At 67.1% G+C, this 17,331-nt stretch carries 15 protein-coding genes; 9 read left to right on the top strand and 6 right to left on the bottom strand.

The features are described 5' to 3' along the window. Positions 1 to 2 precede the first annotated feature (2 nt). The 4 genes from ASD77_RS14465 (at position 3) to ASD77_RS14450 (ending at position 2,781) form a co-directional block, all read left to right on the top strand. Positions 3 to 1,139 carry a GNAT family N-acetyltransferase gene (locus tag ASD77_RS14465; protein WP_055943181.1) on the top strand — a complete coding sequence of 379 codons (1,137 nt, stop codon included), beginning with the start codon at positions 3 to 5 and terminating at the stop codon, positions 1,137 to 1,139. 33 nt (positions 1,140 to 1,172) lie between these two features. Next, the gene (gene aat / locus ASD77_RS14460; protein WP_055943178.1) at positions 1,173 to 1,919 is read left to right on the top strand and encodes a leucyl/phenylalanyl-tRNA--protein transferase; all 747 of its coding nucleotides are present in this window, start codon (positions 1,173 to 1,175) and stop codon (positions 1,917 to 1,919) included. 86 nt (positions 1,920 to 2,005) lie between these two features. Next, positions 2,006 to 2,224, top strand: a complete 219-nt coding sequence (gene infA / locus ASD77_RS14455) for a translation initiation factor IF-1 (protein WP_055943174.1) — start codon at positions 2,006 to 2,008, stop codon at positions 2,222 to 2,224. Positions 2,225 to 2,412: 188 nt separating this feature from the next. Next, positions 2,413 to 2,781, top strand: a complete 369-nt coding sequence (locus ASD77_RS14450) for a hypothetical protein (protein WP_055943170.1) — start codon at positions 2,413 to 2,415, stop codon at positions 2,779 to 2,781. 81 nt (positions 2,782 to 2,862) lie between these two features. On the opposite strand, the gene clpA is transcribed toward ASD77_RS14450, so the two are convergent. Together clpA and clpS are read right to left on the bottom strand one after the other, a co-directional pair. Then, positions 2,863 to 5,142, bottom strand: coding sequence for an ATP-dependent Clp protease ATP-binding subunit ClpA (clpA, locus tag ASD77_RS14445; protein ID WP_055943168.1), 2,280 nt, complete (start codon positions 5,140 to 5,142; stop codon positions 2,863 to 2,865). Positions 5,143 to 5,293: 151 nt separating this feature from the next. Beyond that, complete coding sequence (clpS, locus tag ASD77_RS14440; protein ID WP_055943165.1) at positions 5,294 to 5,614, bottom strand: ATP-dependent Clp protease adapter ClpS; 321 nt, start codon at positions 5,612 to 5,614, stop codon at positions 5,294 to 5,296. A gap of 92 nt (positions 5,615 to 5,706) precedes the next feature. On the opposite strand from clpS, the gene ASD77_RS14435 reads away from it, so the two are divergent. Genes ASD77_RS14435 through hflD form a run of 4 tightly spaced genes read left to right on the top strand, consistent with a single transcriptional unit; the run spans position 5,707 to position 8,374 of the window. Beyond that, positions 5,707 to 6,189 carry a hypothetical protein gene (locus tag ASD77_RS14435; RefSeq protein ID WP_055943162.1) on the top strand — a complete coding sequence of 161 codons (483 nt, stop codon included), beginning with the start codon at positions 5,707 to 5,709 and terminating at the stop codon, positions 6,187 to 6,189. Then, positions 6,190 to 6,651, top strand: a complete 462-nt coding sequence (locus ASD77_RS14430) for an NUDIX hydrolase (protein ID WP_055943159.1) — start codon at positions 6,190 to 6,192, stop codon at positions 6,649 to 6,651. Then, the gene (mnmA, locus tag ASD77_RS14425; RefSeq protein WP_055943155.1) at positions 6,648 to 7,766 is read left to right on the top strand and encodes a tRNA 2-thiouridine(34) synthase MnmA; all 1,119 of its coding nucleotides are present in this window, start codon (positions 6,648 to 6,650) and stop codon (positions 7,764 to 7,766) included. Before ASD77_RS14430 ends, mnmA begins: the two co-directional genes overlap by 4 nt. Next, on the top strand, positions 7,763 to 8,374 hold the full coding sequence (hflD, locus tag ASD77_RS14420) for a high frequency lysogenization protein HflD (protein WP_055943153.1): 612 nt from the start codon (positions 7,763 to 7,765) through the stop codon (positions 8,372 to 8,374). Before mnmA ends, hflD begins: the two co-directional genes overlap by 4 nt. A gap of 60 nt (positions 8,375 to 8,434) precedes the next feature. Here hflD and acnB read toward each other — a convergent pair whose 3' ends face one another. From acnB to ASD77_RS14405, 3 genes are read right to left on the bottom strand one after another with little or no spacing between them, the layout of a single operon-like run. Continuing rightward, entirely contained in the window at positions 8,435 to 11,026 is a 2,592-nt protein-coding gene (gene acnB / locus ASD77_RS14415; RefSeq protein WP_055943151.1) for a bifunctional aconitate hydratase 2/2-methylisocitrate dehydratase, read from the bottom strand. A 52-nt stretch (positions 11,027 to 11,078) separates the two neighbouring features. Continuing rightward, entirely contained in the window at positions 11,079 to 11,480 is a 402-nt protein-coding gene (locus tag ASD77_RS14410) for a type II toxin-antitoxin system VapC family toxin (RefSeq protein ID WP_055943149.1), read from the bottom strand. Then, complete coding sequence (locus tag ASD77_RS14405) at positions 11,477 to 11,683, bottom strand: AbrB/MazE/SpoVT family DNA-binding domain-containing protein (RefSeq protein WP_055943147.1); 207 nt, start codon at positions 11,681 to 11,683, stop codon at positions 11,477 to 11,479. Before ASD77_RS14405 ends, ASD77_RS14410 begins: the two co-directional genes overlap by 4 nt. A 205-nt stretch (positions 11,684 to 11,888) precedes the next feature. On the opposite strand from ASD77_RS14405, the gene acnA reads away from it, so the two are divergent. Next, positions 11,889 to 14,654, top strand: a complete 2,766-nt coding sequence (gene acnA, locus ASD77_RS14400) for an aconitate hydratase AcnA (RefSeq protein ID WP_055943143.1) — start codon at positions 11,889 to 11,891, stop codon at positions 14,652 to 14,654. A 64-nt stretch (positions 14,655 to 14,718) separates the two neighbouring features. Here acnA and ASD77_RS14395 read toward each other — a convergent pair whose 3' ends face one another. Further along, complete coding sequence (locus ASD77_RS14395) at positions 14,719 to 17,178, bottom strand: prolyl oligopeptidase family serine peptidase (protein WP_055943141.1); 2,460 nt, start codon at positions 17,176 to 17,178, stop codon at positions 14,719 to 14,721. Between the last annotated feature and the right edge of the window lie 153 nt (positions 17,179 to 17,331).

The raw sequence follows: 17,331 nt of genomic DNA, 5'->3' as shown, positions 1-17,331 counted from the left end.
CGATGACCGACATCCGCTTCCTTTCATCGCTGACCGAGGTCCCAGCCTCTGAATGGGAGGCGCTGCACGACGGGACCAATCCATTCGTATCCCACGCCTTCCTGCACGGCCTGGAAGCCCATGGCTGCCTGCGCGAGGACTGGGGATGGACGCCGCACCACGCGACGCTTTGGGAGGGAGAGCGGCTGGTCGCGGCCGCACCCGGCTACCTGAAGGACAACTCGCACGGCGAGTTCGTGTTCGACCACGCCTGGGCGCACGCCTATGCGCAGCACGGTCTGGAGTACTACCCGAAGTGGCTGGGGGGCGTACCTTATTCGCCGGTCACCGGCCCCCGCCTGCTCGCGCGCGATGACTCCGCACGCCTGCACCTGCTGACGGCGATCCAGGACGAAGTCCGCCGGCTCGACCTGTCGTCGGCCCACATCAATTTCCCGACGGCCGCCGAGGACGCCGGGTTCCCGGCGTCATGGCTGCCCCGCATCGACGTGCAGTATCACTGGCGGAATCCCGGCCACTGGCAGGACTTCGAGGGCTTTCTCGCCGACGTCGAGCGCAAGCCCCGCAAGAACATCCGCCAGGAGCGCGCCAAGGTGCAGCGCGCCGGCGTGACCGTCCGCACCGTGCACGGTGACGAGGCCAGCGACGCGGACCTGCAGGCCATGTTCGGCTTCTACCTGCAGACGTTCCACGATTACGGCAACTCGCCGGCGCTGACCCTCGCCTTTCTGCGGCATCTCGCGACCGCCATGCCGCGCAAGCTGGTGATGTTCCTCGCCGACCACGGCGGCCGCACCATCGCGGGCGCCCTGTGCCTGCGCGGTGGCGACACGCTGTACGGACGCTACTGGGGCGCGCTAGCCAGCATCCCCGGACTGCATTTCGAGACCTGCTACTACCAGGGGATAGACTACTGCCTGCGGGAAGGCCTCTCCGTCTTCGAACCGGGCGCGCAAGGCGAGCACAAGATCGCGCGCGGGTTCCTGCCCACTTTCGTGCATTCGCGGCACTGGATCGCCCATCCGGAGTTCTCGCAGGCCCTGGCGCGCTGGTGCGGCGAGGAAGCCGTGGCCGTACGCCGCTATGCCCACACCCTGCAGGCCCACACACCGTTCAAGCTTCGCGACGGCGTCGACTGAGCCGCGCCGGGATAGCGCCCGTACAATCGAGGCATGCGCCACCGGCCGTTCGTCCTGTCCCCCGACCCCCACGCGCCCTTCCCGCCCGCCGGCACCGCCATGCGCGATCCCGATGGCCTGCTCGCGATCGGTGGCGACCTTTCGCTGCCCCGCCTGCTCAACGCCTACCGGCACGGCATCTTCCCGTGGTTCTCCTCCGGCCAGCCGCCGCTGTGGTGGTCGCCGGATCCGCGCATGGTGTTCCGCACTGACGGCGTGCGCCTGTCCTCGCGCTTCCGCCGCCAGTTGAAGGACAGCCATTGGCAGGCGAGCGCGGACACCTGCTTCGAGCAGGTGATCACCGCCTGCGCGCAAGCGCCGCGACCCGGCCAACACAGCACGTGGATCACCTCCGGCATGCGCCAGGCGTACATCGACCTGCATCGGCAGGGACACGCCCATTCGATCGAAGTGTTCGAAGGCGACACGCTGGCGGGCGGCATCTACGGCGTCGCCATCGGCCGGATGTTCTTCGGCGAAAGCATGTTCAGTGGCCGATCCGGCGGCTCCAAAGTGGCACTGGCAGCCCTGGCGAGGCGACTGTCCGAGTGGGGATGGCCGCTGATCGATGCGCAGGTCGAGAACGGCCACCTGCATTCCCTCGGCGGTCGCCTGATGCCCCGCGAGGCCTTCCTCCACCAGGTCGCCGGGCTCGTGGACCTGCCTTCGGTCGAGGGGAACTGGACGCAGCGGTTCGGCGTGCTGCCTGCCGCCTCGCTGTCGCAACCCGTGGTCGCATAACGGAATTTTTGCACCGGAGGACCATCTGGCGTACAATGCCCGGCTTCATGGCACCCGCCATCCTTCGCGGCACAGCATAGGCTTACATGTCGAAAGACGATTCCATTGAATTCGAGGGCACCGTTGCCGAAACGCTGCCCAACACCATGTTCCGGGTCAAGCTGGAGAACGGGCACGAAATCATCGCCCACATCTCCGGCCGCATGCGCAAGAACTACATCCGCATCCTGACCGGCGACAAGGTGAAGGTCGAAATGACCCCCTACGACCTCACCAAGGGTCGAATCACCTATCGCATGAAGTAATCTTCATAAGTGATTGATCGAAAAGCGGCCAACGGCCGCTTTTCGCGTTCTGGGTGACCCATCTCCGATCCATGACCAAAGACACCGGGCCGGTGGTCACGCGGACTTCAGGCAGATTCATCGCCGCGGCCGCGGCCCCAGCATGGTGAGGCGTCCACTTCCGGGCGCAGACCACGAAGAGAGCCGCCATGAACTCCCGTCGCCCCACCCGCCTGCTGCTTGCCATGGCATTGGCCACGGCCCCCATCGCCGCTTTCGCGGGAGACGCCATCACCGAGTGCGTCGACCTGGGCGATGACCAGGAGATCGTGCGTGCCGGCGGAGGCCAGCAGTTCTTCCTCCGCAACGGCAGCGATCACTACCGGGTGTCGTTCCAGCACAGCTGCGACTCCATCCTGACCACACCCCGCGTCGACATCAGCACCCAGGGCCAGGCCAACCGCCTGTGCGCCGCCGATACGCGCGTGAAGACCAAGCGCGATACCTGTCGTGTCGCGTCCGTGGAATCCATGACCGCCGACGAGTTCGCCGTCCGCAAGAAGCGCGCCTCGCGCTGACGGACAAGACCCGGAGGGAAAAGAAAAAGGCGGCCCGCAGGCCGCCTTTCTCGTTTCAGGCGCGATGCCTCGCGCGCGAGGTCACACCGTCGCCGGCAGCAAGCGCTCCGGCTCGGCTTGCGCATCCACCACCAGTTCGCCATCGCGTACGTCGATGTTGACCCGTCCGCCGTTGACCAGCTTGCCGAAGAGCAGCTCGTCGGCCAGCGGGCGCTTGACCTTGTCCTGGATCAGGCGGGCCATCGGGCGGGCGCCCATCAGCGGATCGAAGCCGTGCTGCGCCAGCCAGTCGCGCGCCGCCGGCGTGGCCGACAGGCTGACGTGCTTTTCCTGCAGCAGCATCTCCAGCTCGATGACGAACTTGTCCACCACGCGCAGGATGTGGTCGAAGCCCAGCCCCTGGAACTGCACGATGGCGTCCAGGCGGTTGCGGAACTCCGGCGTGAAGCTGCGGCGGATCACTTCCATCGCGTCGGTGGAATGGTCCTGCTGCATGAAGCCGATGGTCCGCCGTGACGCCTGCGCCGCGCCCGCGTTGGTGGTCATCACCAGGATGACGTTCTTGAAGTTCGCCTCGCGGCCGTTGGTGTCGGTCAGCACGCCGCGGTCCATGACCTGCAGCAGGATGTTGAAGATGTCCGGGTGGGCTTTTTCTACTTCGTCCAGCAGCAGCACGCAGTGCGGCGTCTTGACGATCTTCTCGGTCAGCAGACCGCCCTGGTCGAAGCCCACGTAACCGGGGGGCGCACCGATCAGGCGGCTGACCGAATGCGGCTCCATGTACTCGGACATGTCGAAGCGCACCAGTTCGATGCCCAGCTGCAGCGCCAGCTGCTTGGTGACCTCGGTCTTGCCGACACCGGTGGGGCCGGCGAACAGGAAGTTGCCGATCGGCTTCTCGGGATTGGCCAGGCCACTGCGCGCCAGCTTGATGGACGAGGCCAGCGTCTCGATGGCCGGATCCTGCCCGAAGATGACCATCTTCAGGTTGCGCTCCAGGTGCTGAAGCACGTCCTTGTCGGACGACGACACCTGCTTGGCCGGGATGCGCGCCATCTTCGCGACGATGGTCTCGATCTCCTCGACGTCGATCAGCTCCTTGCGCGTGCCTTCCGGCAGCAGGCGCTGGCGGGCGCCGGCCTCGTCGATCACGTCGATCGCCTTGTCCGGCAGCAGGCGGTCGCCGATGTGCTTCACCGACAGGTCCACCGCCGCCTGCAGCGCATCGTCGGCGTACGTCACGCCGTGGTGCGATTCGTACTTGGGCTTGAGGCCCTGCAGGATCTCGTAGGTCTCGCCCACGGTGGGCTCGACGATGTCGATCTTCTGGAAGCGGCGCGCCAGCGCCCGGTCCTTCTCGAAGATGCCGCGGTATTCCTGGAACGTGGTCGAGCCGATGCAGCGCAGTTCGCCCGACGCCAGCGCCGGCTTGATCAGGTTGGACGCATCCATCGTGCCGCCGCTGGCGGAACCCGCACCGATGATGGTGTGGATCTCGTCGACGAACAGGATGGCGCCAGGGATCTTCTTGATCGCCGCCAGCACGCCCTTCAACCGCTTTTCGAAGTCCCCGCGGTACTTGGTGCCGGCGACCAGCGCGCCAAGATCCAGCGAGTAGATGACGGCGTCCAGCAGCACGTCGGGCACTTCGCCCTCGACGATGCGCTTGGCCAGCCCCTCGGCCAGCGCCGTCTTGCCCACCCCGGCCTCGCCGACGTAGAGCGGATTGTTCTTGCGGCGCCGGCACAGGACCTGGATGGTCCGCTCGATCTCGTCGCCGCGGCCGACCAGCGGGTCGATCCGGCCCTGGCGCGCCATGTCGTTCAGGTTGCTGGCGAACTCGGTCAGGGCGTCGCCCTTGCCCTCGCCTTCCGGACCCTCGGCCTTGCCCTCGCCCTCCGGTTGCCCGCCGGCCTCGTTCTCCTCACCCTGCTTGGCGATGCCGTGGGACAGGTAGTTGACGATGTCGAGGCGGGTGACGTCCTGCTGGTTGAGGAAGTACACCGCGTGGGAGTCCTTCTCGCCGAAGATCGCGACCAGTACGTTGGCGCCGGTGACCTCCTTCTTGCCCGAAGACTGCACGTGGTAGACGGCGCGCTGCAGCACGCGCTGGAAGCCCAGCGTCGGCTGGGTGTCGCGGCCGTCGTCTTCCGCCAGCCGCGAGACGGATGCCTCGATGGCCTGTTCCAGGTCCGCCCGCAGACGGTTGGCGTCCGCGCCGGTCGCCTTCAGGACGGCCTGCGCCGAGGGGTTTTCGAGCAGCGCGAGCAGCAGGTGCTCGACGGTCATGAATTCGTGCCGAGCTTCGCGGGCGCGCTTGTAGCACTGTCCGATGGTCTGCTCGAGGTCTTTGCTGAACATGGTTGCCTCCGGGGCCTATGCCGACAATATGCGGCTTGGCGGGCGGTTTTCCATCACCCTACCGGATTTCAGTGTTCAGGGATCGTTGCCTTGCACATCGCGGCGGCGCCCCCACACCGTATCCGGCCCAGCATACCCGCGCCGGTCCCCGTCAGGATTTCTCCATCGTGCACAGCAGGGGATGCTGGTTCATACGGGAAAACTCGTTGACCTGGGCCACCTTGGACTCGGCCACCTCGCGGGTGTACACGCCGCAGACGCCGCGGCCGCGGGTATGCACGTGCAGCATCACCTGGGTGGCTTTTTCCAGGTCCATGACGAAGAACTGCTGCAGCACGGTCACCACGAAATCCATGGGCGTGTAGTCGTCGTTGAGCAGCAGCACCTGGTACAGCGGCGGCGGCGCGACCTCGGGCCGGCTGGTTTCCACCATCAGGCCATGGTCGCGTTCGTTTTCGTTCTTGCGGGGCATGCGCCAATTATAGGCGCCAGCCAGCGCCGGCCGCATGGACGCGATGCGTGACCCCGGCCACAATGCGCCATCCCAGCCCGACGAACCCTGCCATGAAGCCCACGTTGTCCCGCCTGCCCGCTGTCCTTGTCCTGTGCGCCGCCACCCTTGCGATGCCGGCGCTGGCCGCCGACGCGTCGGTGGATGCCCGCCTGAAGGCGCGTGGCGTCCAGTTCGAAGTGGACGCGGACGGCGATTACAAGGTCACCTACTCCTACAAGCAGGAGAACCGCACGCAGCTGGTCTTCGTGTCCGGCCGCACCGAGCAGGTCAACGGCATCAGCATCCGCGAAGTCTTCTCGCCGGCCGGCCGCGTCGCCGCGGACGGCATCGATGGCGCCAAGGCGATGGCCCTGCTCGCCGACAGCCGCAGCAAGAAGCTCGGCAGCTGGGAGGTCTCGGGCGACGTCCTGTACTTCGTCATCAAGCTGCCGGACAGCATCGACGGTGCCGCGCTGGAGGCCGCCATGGACATCGCGTCCGAGACCGCGGACAACAAGGAAATCGAACTCTCCGGCGACAAGGACGAACTGTAAGTGAGCTATCGCGAGGGACGCTTCTGGCAGCCGGACGTCACCGTGGCCACGGTGGTGGTCCGCGACGGCAAGCTGCTGATGGTGGAAGAGCGTGCGCAGGGCCGCCTGGTGTTCAACCAGCCGGCCGGCCACCTGGAGCCCGACGAAAGCCTGCTGGAAGCCGCCCGCCGCGAGACGCTGGAGGAGACCGGCTGGGAGGTAGCGCCGACCGCCTTCATCGGGGCTTACCAGTGGAAGGCCGAGAGCGGACGCCATTACCTGCGCTTTGCGTTCGCGGCCGACCCCGTGCGCCACCTGCCGGACAGCCCGCTCGACGATGGCATCGTGCAGGCGCTGTGGCTGACGCCGGCCGAACTGCAGGCACAGTCCGACCGCCACCGCAGCCCGCTGGTGTGGCAGGTGGTGCAGGACTTCCTGTCCGGGCGTCGTTCGCCGCTGTCGACGCTGCAGCAGATCGCATGAGCGCGCCACGCGTCATCGTCGGAGTCTCCGGCGGCGTGGATTCGTCGGTGGCCGCATTGCAACTGGTGCAACAGGGCGAATCCGTCGCCGGCCTGTTCATGCAGAACTGGGCCGAGGACGGCAGCGGCGATTGTCGCGCCGAAGACGATCGCCGCGATGCCGTCGCGGTCTGCGGGCGGCTAGGCATTCCGTTCCACTTCCGCGACTTCTCCCGCGAGTACTGGCAAGGCGTGTTCGAGCACTTCCTCGCCGAGTACGCCGCCGGTCGCACGCCCAACCCGGACGTGCTGTGCAACCGCGAGGTGAAGTTCAAGCATTTCCTCGATGCTGCGCGCGAGCTCGGCGCCGAGAAGATCGCTACCGGCCACTACGCGCGCGTCGATCGGCAAGGCGGCCGCTGGCGCCTGCTGCGCGGCGTGGACCGCAGCAAGGACCAGAGCTACTTCCTGCACCAGCTGGGCCAGGCGCAGCTGTCGGCCACCTTGTTCCCGATCGGCGAACTGCAGAAGACCGCGCTGCGCCGCATAGCGCGGGAGGCCGGCCTGCAGACCCACGACAAGAAAGATTCAACCGGCATCTGCTTCATCGGCGAACGCGATTTCCGCGAGTTCCTCGGGCGCTATCTGCCTGCGAAGAAGGGTGAGATGCGTGACCCCACGGGCCAGGTGATCGGCGAGCACCCCGGCGTGTTCTATTTCACCCTGGGCCAGCGCGAGGGCCTGCAGATCGGCGGCGTGCGCGGCCGCCCGCAGGCGCCGTGGTACGTGGTCGGCAAGGATGTCGCCGGCAACGTGCTGTACGTCGACCAGGACACGCAGAGTCCTTACCTGATGTCCACGCGGCTGTGGACGGAAAGCGCGCACTGGGTGGCCGGCAGTCCGCCTGCGGGCCGCTTTGCCTGCACCGCGCAGACGCGCTATCGCCAGCCCGACGAGGACTGCGAGGTGGAAGTGCTGGACGACGGCAGCGTGTCGGTGCGGTTCCTGCAGCCCCAGCGCGCCGTCACGCCCGGGCAGTCGCTGGTCCTTTACGCTGGCGATGAATGCCTGGGGGGCGCGGTGATCGCGCGTACGGACGCCCCTCTCGAAACGAAACTCGCGGAGCAAGCAGCTTGAGCAATCGATATTCCGACCGCGTACTGGCCCTCGCCGGGCTGGCGCAGGCCCTCCACCAGGTGAGACGCATCGCCGACACCGGCCAATCGGAAGCTGCCGCCGTGCAGGCCGCGCTGGACAGCGTGTTCCGCATCGACGCGGCCACGCCGCTGGCCGTGTATGGCCGCGTCGGCGACATCACGCCGGGCCTGCGCGTGCTGCGGGGCTACCTGGCCAAGGAAACGCAGGACAACGGCCTCTCGCGCCTGGCCATGGCCGTGCTGCAACTGGAGCGTCGCTTCGTGCGGGAAGACGATACGGTGCATGCGGTGACCCGCGGCCTGGCCGAGATCGCACCGCGCGCCGAGCAGCACGGCAGCACGCATCCCGACGTCCTGTCGGCACTGGGCGGCCTCTACGCGGACACCATCAGCCATCTGCGCCCGCGCGTGATGGTCCAGGGCAATCCGCACTACTTGGGTCAACCGGGCGTGGTGGCGGAGATCCGCGCCATCCTGCTGGCGGCGGTCCGCTCGGCGGTGCTGTGGCGTCAGATGGGCGGCACGATGTGGGACTTCGTCTTCAGTCGTCGGCAGATGCTGGACGCCGTGGACGACTGGCTGCCCTGAGGCAGGCATCTTCCAAAAAAAAAGCCCGGCGATGCCGGGCTTTTTCGTCTCCGTCCGACCTCAGGCCGCGACGGTCTTCGCCACGTCCTGGTACTCCTGGATCTGGTCGAAGTTCATGTAGCGGTAGATCTCGGCGCCGTTGTCGTTGATCACGCCGATGTCGGCCATGTACTCGGCCTTGGTCGGGATGCGGCCCAGACGCGAGCAGATCGCCGCCAGTTCGGCCGAGCCGAGGAACACGTTGGAATTGCGCCCCAGTCGGTTCGGGAAGTTGCGGGTGCTGGTGGAGAACACCGTCGCGCCCTCGCGCACCTGCGCCTGGTTGCCCATGCACAGCGAGCAGCCCGGCATTTCCATGCGCGCGCCGGCGGTGCCGAAGGTGCCGTAGACGCCTTCCTTGGTCAGCTCGGAGGCGTCCATCTTGGTCGGCGGCGCGACCCACAGGCGGGTCGGGATGTCGCGCTTGCCTTCCAGCAGCTTGGCCGCCGCGCGGAAGTGGCCGATGTTGGTCATGCACGAACCGATGAAAACCTCATCGATCGCGGTGCCGGCCACGTCGGACAGCGTCTTCACGTCGTCCGGATCGTTCGGACAGGCCAGCAGCGGCTCGTGCACGTCGGCCAGGTCGATCTCGATGACGGCGGCGTACTCGGCGTCGGCATCCGGTTCCAGCAGCTGCGGGTCGGCCAGCCACTCCTCCATCTTCTTGATGCGGCGGGCCAGCGAACGGGCGTCGGCATAGCCTTCGGCGATCATCCACTTCAGCAGCGTGATGTTGCTGGTCAGGTACTCGATGATCGGCTCCTTGTTGAGCCGCACCGTGCAGCCGGCGGCGGAGCGCTCGGCCGACGCGTCGGACAGCTCGAACGCCTGCTCCACCTTCAGGTCCGGCAGGCCTTCGATCTCCAGGATGCGGCCGGAGAAGATGTTCTTCTTGCCCTGCTTGGCGACCGTCAGCAGGCCGGACTTCAGCGCGTAGTACGGGATGGCATTGACCAGGTCGCGCAGGGTCACGCCCGGCTGCATCTCGCCCTTGAAACGCACCAGCACCGACTCCGGCATGTCCAGCGGCATCACGCCGGTGGCCGCGGCGAACGCGACCAGGCCCGAGCCGGCCGGGAACGAGATGCCCACCGGGAAGCGCGTATGCGAATCGCCACCGGTGCCGACGGTGTCGGGCATCAGCATGCGGTTGAGCCAGCTGTGGATCACGCCATCGCCGGGACGCAGCGAGATGCCGCCGCGGGTGGAGATGAACTCCGGCAGCGTGTGGTGCGTCTTGACGTCCACCGGCTTGGGATAGGCGGCGGTGTGGCAGAACGACTGCATCACCAGGTCGGCCGAGAAGCCCAGGCAGGCCAGGTCCTTCAGCTCGTCGCGGGTCATCGGGCCGGTAGTGTCCTGCGAGCCCACCGAGGTCATCTTCGGTTCGCAGTAGGTGCCCGGGCGCACGCCCTGGCCTTCCGGCAGGCCGCAGGCGCGGCCGACCATCTTCTGCGCCAGCGAAAAGCCCTTGCCGCTGTCGACCGGCTGCTGCGGCTGGCGGAACAGGTCCGTTGCCGGCAGCTTCAGCGCTTCGCGCGCCTTCGCGGTCAGGCCGCGGCCGATGATCAGCGGGATGCGGCCTCCGGCGCGCACCTCGTCGAACAGCACGTCGGACTTCACCTGGAATTCGGCGATCACCTGTCCGTCCTTCAGCGCCTTGCCGTCGTACGGGCGCAGCTCGACCACGTCGCCGTGGTTCATCTGCGACACGTCGAGTTCGATCGGCAGCGCGCCAGCGTCTTCCATGGTGTTGTAGAAGATCGGCGCGATCTTGCTGCCCAGGCAGACGCCGCCGAAACGCTTGTTCGGAATGAACGGGATGTCCTGCCCGGTGAACCACAGCACGCTGTTGGTCGCCGACTTGCGCGAGGAACCGGTGCCGACCACGTCGCCGACATAGGCGACCAGGTGACCCTTGTCCTTCAGCGACAGGATTTCGGCGATCGGGCCACGCTTGCCGTCTTCCTCCGGCACGAACGGCGCGTCGGGGCGCTTGTTCTTCAGCATCGCCAGTGCGTGCAGCGGAATGTCGGGACGGGTGGTGGCGTCCGGCGCCGGCGACAGGTCGTCGGTATTGGTCTCGCCCGGCACCTTGAACACGGTGACGGTCAGGCTCTGCGGCACTTCCGGCTTGCTGGTGAACCATTCGGCATCGGCCCAGCTCTGCAGCACGGCCTGCGCGTGGGCGTTGCCCTGCTCGGCCTTTTCCTGCACGTCGTGGAAGCTGTCGAACATCAGCAGCGTGTGCTTCAGGCCTTCGGCGGCGATGGCGCCGAGGTCGGCGTTGTCCAGCAGGTCGATCAGCGGGTGGATGTTGTAGCCGCCCAGCATGGTGCCCAGCAGTTCGGTGGCCCGCTGCGGCGTGATCAACGGGGTCTTCTCGGTCCCGAAGGCGACGGCGGCCAGGTAGGACGCCTTGACCTTGGCGGCGTCGTCCACGCCGGCGGGCACGCGGTGCGTGATCAGCTCGACGAGGGTCTCTTCTTCACCGGCCGGCGGGTTCTTCAGCAGCTCGATGACCTCGGCCGTCTGCTGGGCCGACAGCGGCAGCGGCGGGATGCCCAGCGCGGCGCGCTCGGCTACGTGGTGGCGATAGGCTTCCAACATGGATGGCTCCGGTCGTTCGGTGATGCGGTGGAATGGGAAAACGGGGTGATGCTTATTCGTTCGCGGGCACGATCAGTTTCAGGCCCTTGAAATAGTCGCGATGGAAGGCGGTGTCGAAGGTGATCAGGCCATCGCACTGCAGCAGCGCGTGCGCGCCGACCAGGAAGTCGGCGATCGGCCGCGCCTCGCCGTCGCGCTGCCGGTGCCGGCGCTGCATCTCGCCGGCCCGCAGCGCGGACTTGGCTTCGACGGGGCTGTAGTGCACGCCCATCTCCTCCAGCGCGGCCAGCGCGTCGGCGCCGTTGCGCAGCGAGGCGCAGAGTTGCGCCAGTGCGGCATCGCAGACGACCACCCGCCCGCTGCCCAGGCTCTGGCGCAGGCCGGCTTCGACGGCGTCGGCGCGCGGACCGTCCGTCAGCAGCTCGATCAGGACGGGGGCATCGACGGCGATCATTCGCCGGCGCCACCGGCCGGGCTGTCGGCATCGAGGGCGAACTTGCCGCGCACGCGCGAAATCGCGTCGTCGACGCTCTTTCGCAACACGATGCGGCTACCTTCAAGCTCGACCTTCAGCACGCTGCCCTTGGTCAGGCCCAGCGCATCGCGCACGGCCTTGGGCAGGGTGATCTGGCCGCGCTCGGCCACGGTGGCTTCCATCGTCACGCCCTCTTGAGTATGGATGAATTATACATACTTTCGTTGACGTACCCCATGGCGACGGCGGTCCATCACCCCATCCCTTCGTCGGGTCACGGCCTGCCCCGGGGTTGGCGGATAATCCGGGCAAGCCTCGACAAGACGCGCGGGACGGACGGTTTATGCTGCTCCCGCACCCCCTTCCCCAGCTACAGGAGCCTCCGCGATGAGCGATTCCTTCGCCACCCGCCGATCCCTGGACGTGAACGGCACGTCCTATGCGTACTACAGCCTGCCGGCGCTCGCCGAGCGGCTGGATCCGAAGGGAGGCTTCGCCCGCCTGCCCTACTCCCTGAAGATCCTGCTGGAAAACCTGCTGCGCTGTGAGGACGGGGTGACCGTGCTGCCGGAGCACATCCAGGCGGTCGCCGGCTGGGAAGCGACGAAGGAGCCCGACACCGAGATCGCGTTCATGCCGGCCCGCGTGGTGCTGCAGGACTTCACCGGCGTGCCCTGCGTGGTCGACCTGGCCGCCATGCGCGACGCCGTGGTCAAGCTGGGCGGCAGCCCGGACCAGATCAATCCGCTGATCCCGTCCGAACTGGTGATCGACCACTCGGTGCAGGTGGACGTGTTCGGCAGCGCCGACGCGCTGGACCTCAACGGCAAGATCGAATTCGACCGCAACAAGGAGCGCTACGGCTTCCTGCGCTGGGGCCAGAAGGCCTTCGACAACTTCAAGGTGGTGCCGCCGAACACCGGCATCGTCCACCAGGTGAACCTGGAGAATCTGGCCCGCGTGGTGATGACCGGTGAGCAGGACGGACAGGCCATCGCCTATCCCGACACCGTGTTCGGCACCGACAGCCACACCACCATGATCAACGGCATCGGCGTACTGGGCTGGGGCGTGGGCGGCATCGAGGCCGAAGCGGCCATGCTGGGCCAGCCCTCGTCGATGCTGATCCCGCAGGTGGTCGGCTTCAAGCTGAGCGGCCGGCTGCCGGAAGGCGCCACCGCCACCGACCTGGTGCTGACGGTCACCCAGATGCTGCGCAAGCTCGGCGTGGTGGGCAAGTTCGTCGAGTTCTACGGCGACGGCCTGCAGCACCTGCCGCTGGCCGACCGCGCCACCATCGGCAACATGGCGCCCGAATACGGCGCTACCTGCGGCATCTTCCCGATCGACCACGAGTCGCTGACCTACCTGCGCCTGTCCGGCCGCAGCGAGGAGCAGATCGCGCTGGTCGAGGCCTACGCCAAAGCCCAGGGCCTGTGGCACGACGCCAACAGCCCGCACGCCGAGTACAGCGCCACGCTGCACCTGGACATGGGCGACGTGAAGCCCTCGCTGGCCGGTCCCAAGCGCCCGCAGGACCGCGTGCTGCTGCAGGACGTGAAGCAGAACTTCCGCGACAACCTGGTGCCGTTCGCCGATGCCCGCCGCAAGCGCATCGACCTGGTGCAGGAAGACCGCCTGAAGAACGAGGGCGGCGGCGGCACGGCCGTCGGGGCGAAGGAGGCCGCGCGCGAATCCGCGCCCGACAGCGGCACCAAGCAACTGCGCGACGGCGACGTGGTGATCGCCGCCATCACCTCCTGCACCAACACCTCCAACCCGGCCGTGATGCTGGGCGCCGGCCTGCTCGCCCGCAACGCGGTGGCCAAGGGGCTGAAGGCGCAGCCGTGGGTCAAGACCTCGCTCGGCCCCGGTTCGCGCGTGGTGACCGATTACCTCGAAAAGGCCGGCGTGCTCGACGATCTGGAGAAGCTCGGCTTCTACGTGGTCGGCTACGGCTGCACCACCTGCATCGGCAACTCCGGACCGCTGCCGGACGATGTGTCGGCCGCCATCGCCGCCGACGATCTGGTGGCCGCGTCGGTACTGTCGGGCAACCGCAACTTCGAGGGCCGCGTGCATCCCGAAGTGAAGATGAACTATCTGGCCAGTCCACCGCTGGTGGTGGCGTATGCCATCGCCGGCACCACCGACATCGACATGACCACCGAGCCGCTGGGCATGGGCAGCGATGGCCAGCCGGTGTATCTCAAGGACATCTGGCCGACGAACAAGGAAATCGGCGACTTCATCGCGCGCACGGTCGGACCCGAGATGTTCGCCAAGAACTATGCCGACGTGTTCAAGGGCGACGCGCGCTGGAACACCATCGCCTCGCCCGATGGTGATCTGTACGCATGGGACGGCGATTCGACCTACATCAAGAACCCGCCCTACTTCGACGGGATGTCGATGGACGTGGGCAGCATCGACGACGTGCACGGTGCGCGCGTGCTGGGCCTGTTCGGCGACTCCATCACCACCGACCACATCTCGCCCGCCGGCAACATCAAGAAGGACTCGCCGGCGGGCCGCTTCCTGATGTCGCGCGGCGTGCAGCCGGTCGACTTCAACAGCTACGGCAGCCGCCGCGGCAACGACGATGTCATGGTGCGCGGCACCTTCGCCAACATCCGCATCAAGAACCTGATGTTCGGTGGCGAGGAAGGCGGCAATACGCTGTACTTCGGCAGCACGCCGCCGGAGAAGATGTCGATCTACGACGCGTCGATGAAGTACCAGGCCGACGGCGTGCCGCTGGTGGTGATCGCCGGCAAGGAGTACGGCACCGGCTCCTCGCGCGACTGGGCGGCGAAGGGCACCAACCTGCTGGGCGTGAAGGCGGTGATCGCAGAGAGCTTCGAGCGCATCCACCGCTCCAACCTGGTCGGCATGGGCGTGCTGCCACTGCAGTTCGTCGACGGCCAGAACGCACACTCGCTGGGCCTGGAGGGTTCGGAGGTGTTCGACGTCACCGGCCTGCAGGACGGCGCGGCGAAGACCGCGACCGTGACCGCACGCAAGGCCGACGGCACCACGGTCGCGTTCCAGGCCAAGGTGCTGCTGCTGACGCCGAAGGAAGTGGAGTACTTCCGTCACGGTGGCCTGTTGCATTACGTGCTGCGTCAGCTGGCCGCCCGCAAGGCGGCCTGAGAACAGGCATCACCGGAAACAGGAAGGCCGCCCGAGGGCGGCCTTCTTCAGTCCGGGATCGGCGTCAGGGCGTTGCAGCGGCGGGCGCGGCACCCGTGGCCTGACCCTTGTTCTTGACGTAGCGCTCCAACCATTGGTCCTGCTCCCACAGCAGGTGCAGGACCGATTCCTTCGCGGCATAGCCGTGGCTCTCCTTTGGCAGCAGCACCAGCCGCGTCGGCGCGCCGAACCCTTTCAGTGCATTGAAGTAGCGTTCGCTCTGCATGGTGAACGTGCCTGAGTTGTTGTCGGCCTCGCCATGCACCAGCAGCAGCGGCGTCTTCATCTTGTCCACGTGCATGAAGGGCGACATGCCGTTGTAGACCTCGGGTGCCTCCCAGTAGTTGCGCTCTTCCTGCTGGAAGCCGAACGGCGTCAGCGTGCGGTTGTAGGCGCCACTGCGCGCGATACCGGCCGCGAACAGGTCCGAATGCGTCAGCAGGTTCGCCGTCATGAACGCGCCGTAGGAGTGCCCGCCCACCGCCACGCGGCTGCGGTCGATGTAGCCCAGCGCATCCACTGCATCGATCGCCGCCCTGGCGTTGGCCACGAGTTGTGCGACGAAGGTGTCGTTGGGTTCCGCCTTGCCTTCGCCGACGATCGGGAACGCCGCGTCATCCAGCACCGCGTAACCGCGCGTCACCCAGTAGATCGGGGAGCCGTAGCTCGGGAAGATGAATTCGTTGGGGTTGGTGGTGTTCTGGCCGGCGCTGTTGCGGTCCTTGTACTCGGCGGGATAAGCCCACATCACCAGCGGCAGTTTCTCCGTCTTCGCGACACGATCGTAGCCGGCCGGCAGATAGAGCGTGCCGGTCAGCGGCAGGCCATCGGCTCGCGTGTAGGTCAGCACTTGCTTGTGGACGCCCTGCAGGCCCTTGAACGGATTTTCGAAGTGCGTCACCGCCACCGGCGCGATCCGCTGCGTCAGTTGGCGGATGTAGTAGTTGGGGAATGCGGTCGGTGATTCCAGCCGCACCAGCGCGGTGCCTGCACGCGGATCCAGCAGGGCCTGGATCGTCTCCTTCTGGCCGGTCAGGCGCGAGGTGTACAGACGCTCCTTGCTGCCGCTGGCCAGGTCCATGCGGTCGATGAAGGGGAACTGCCCCTCCGGCGTGAAGCCATCGCCGATCAGGTGCGCCTGGCCGTCGTCCAGGGCCAGCACCCGCTCGCCGGCGGCACTGCGACGGGTCTCGAACTCGCCCGGATCGCTGTACTGGTCCTGGTAGTTGCGGCTGCCCAGTTCGCGCAGCGGCGCGCCGGCCTTCGACGGATCGAACAGATAGGTGCGCGTGTTGCGGGTGTTCCACCAGTAATCGGTGACGATCGCGTGGCGATCATCGCCCCACAGCACACCCTGCACGCGATCGATGGTCTTGAAGATGGAGCGCGGCGGTGTGGCGAACGGCGCTTCCCAGGCGAAGGCTTCATCGCGGAACGGCACGTTCACCGCCGGGTCACCCTTGTCCAAGGCCTCCGCCCACACCAGCGTCGCCGGCTGGTCCGCACGCCAGTCGATATCGCGACGACCCGCACGCACGGCCATGAATCCCTTCGGCAGGTTTTCGGCGAGCGGCGCGTCGACCACCGTCACCACCGCCTTGCCGGTCGTCTCCACGACCTCGGCGCGATACGGGAACCGGCTGTACGGCACCAGGTAGGAGAACGGCGTGCGCAGCGTGCGCAGCAAAACGTAGCGACCATCGGGCGAGAAGGATTCGCCGGTGTACATGGCGGCGCCACGCCACCGCGTCGCGCGTCCCTTCAAGGGCACGCGATGCAGTTCCGACGTGGCCAGCACCGTGAAGTTCGCCTCGTCCTGCGGGTTCTTCAGCAGATCCTGGTAGGTGCGGTTCTGCGCCTTGCTCCCGTCGCTGACGGACACGATGGGGCCGGTCGGCACCTCGCGTGCCGTGTCGACCAATGCGGGCCTTTGCGCCGGCAGCATGCGCACCAGCAAGGCCTGGTTGTCGCGGAACCACGTCAACGGGTTGCCCACGTTGCCGTTCACGCGCGCCTCGGTCAGGCGCGTGGCGCGCGCGGACGCCAGGTCCAGCACCCATGCCTCCACGCCGACGCGGGTGGTGTGCGTGAAGGCCAGCCGCGCCTCGTCCGGCGACCAGGTGAAGTTGGCCAGACGCGGCGTCGCCGGCAGGCCGGTCACCGGCCGTGGCGTGCCGCCTGCAAGCGCCTGCACCTGCAGGTTGTTGAAATAGGTAGTGGTGCTGGCGATGTTGGTGCGCGGGTTCACCCGCAAGCCACCCAGCCGCAGTTCCTCGTCCGAGAGCTCCGCCAGCGACTTGAATACGTCGCGGTAGAACAGCACCAAACGGGTCTTGCGACTGTCCGTCACCACGCTGGGCGGCCGCTGCACATCCGCCAACTGCAGGATCTCCGCTGGCGGTGTCTGGTATGGCAGCGCTTCCTGCGCGAAAGCGTTGGCGGTGGCCAGCCACAGGCACGCCAGGAGCGTCCAGCGATTCGACATGAAGGTATTCCCCTGTTGCAGGCACTGATGATCCCGTCCCCACCGCTGCAGGGCAAGCCGACCCGTTGCCGGTTCTGCGCCTTCCCGGCGTTGCGGGTATCGAAGGCCTCCGCCCGGGGCCACGGGGATCGGTCATGACAACATGCCCGGGTT

This window comes from Pseudoxanthomonas sp. Root65 (genome assembly GCF_001427635.1).
Taxonomy (GTDB): domain Bacteria; phylum Pseudomonadota; class Gammaproteobacteria; order Xanthomonadales; family Xanthomonadaceae; genus Pseudoxanthomonas_A.
Note: the sequence above shows the minus strand (reverse complement) of the source record. Positions and strands in the feature narration are given on the sequence as shown.

What these genes read in the sequence shown, in the direction of transcription:
- ASD77_RS14465 (WP_055943181.1), top strand. Translation starts at nt 3, where the DNA reads ATGACCGACATCCGCTTCCTTTCATCGCTGACCGAGGTCCCAGCCTCT.
- aat (WP_055943178.1), top strand. Translation starts at nt 1,173, where the DNA reads ATGCGCCACCGGCCGTTCGTCCTGTCCCCCGACCCCCACGCGCCCTTC.
- infA (WP_055943174.1), top strand. Translation starts at nt 2,006, where the DNA reads ATGTCGAAAGACGATTCCATTGAATTCGAGGGCACCGTTGCCGAAACG.
- ASD77_RS14450 (WP_055943170.1), top strand. Translation starts at nt 2,413, where the DNA reads ATGAACTCCCGTCGCCCCACCCGCCTGCTGCTTGCCATGGCATTGGCC.
- clpA (WP_055943168.1), bottom strand. Translation starts at nt 5,142, where the DNA reads ATGTTCAGCAAAGACCTCGAGCAGACCATCGGACAGTGCTACAAGCGC.
- clpS (WP_055943165.1), bottom strand. Translation starts at nt 5,614, where the DNA reads ATGCCCCGCAAGAACGAAAACGAACGCGACCATGGCCTGATGGTGGAA.
- ASD77_RS14435 (WP_055943162.1), top strand. Translation starts at nt 5,707, where the DNA reads ATGAAGCCCACGTTGTCCCGCCTGCCCGCTGTCCTTGTCCTGTGCGCC.
- mnmA (WP_055943155.1), top strand. Translation starts at nt 6,648, where the DNA reads ATGAGCGCGCCACGCGTCATCGTCGGAGTCTCCGGCGGCGTGGATTCG.
- acnB (WP_055943151.1), bottom strand. Translation starts at nt 11,026, where the DNA reads ATGTTGGAAGCCTATCGCCACCACGTAGCCGAGCGCGCCGCGCTGGGC.
- ASD77_RS14410 (WP_055943149.1), bottom strand. Translation starts at nt 11,480, where the DNA reads ATGATCGCCGTCGATGCCCCCGTCCTGATCGAGCTGCTGACGGACGGT.
- ASD77_RS14405 (WP_055943147.1), bottom strand. Translation starts at nt 11,683, where the DNA reads ATGGAAGCCACCGTGGCCGAGCGCGGCCAGATCACCCTGCCCAAGGCC.
- acnA (WP_055943143.1), top strand. Translation starts at nt 11,889, where the DNA reads ATGAGCGATTCCTTCGCCACCCGCCGATCCCTGGACGTGAACGGCACG.
- ASD77_RS14395 (WP_055943141.1), bottom strand. Translation starts at nt 17,178, where the DNA reads ATGTCGAATCGCTGGACGCTCCTGGCGTGCCTGTGGCTGGCCACCGCC.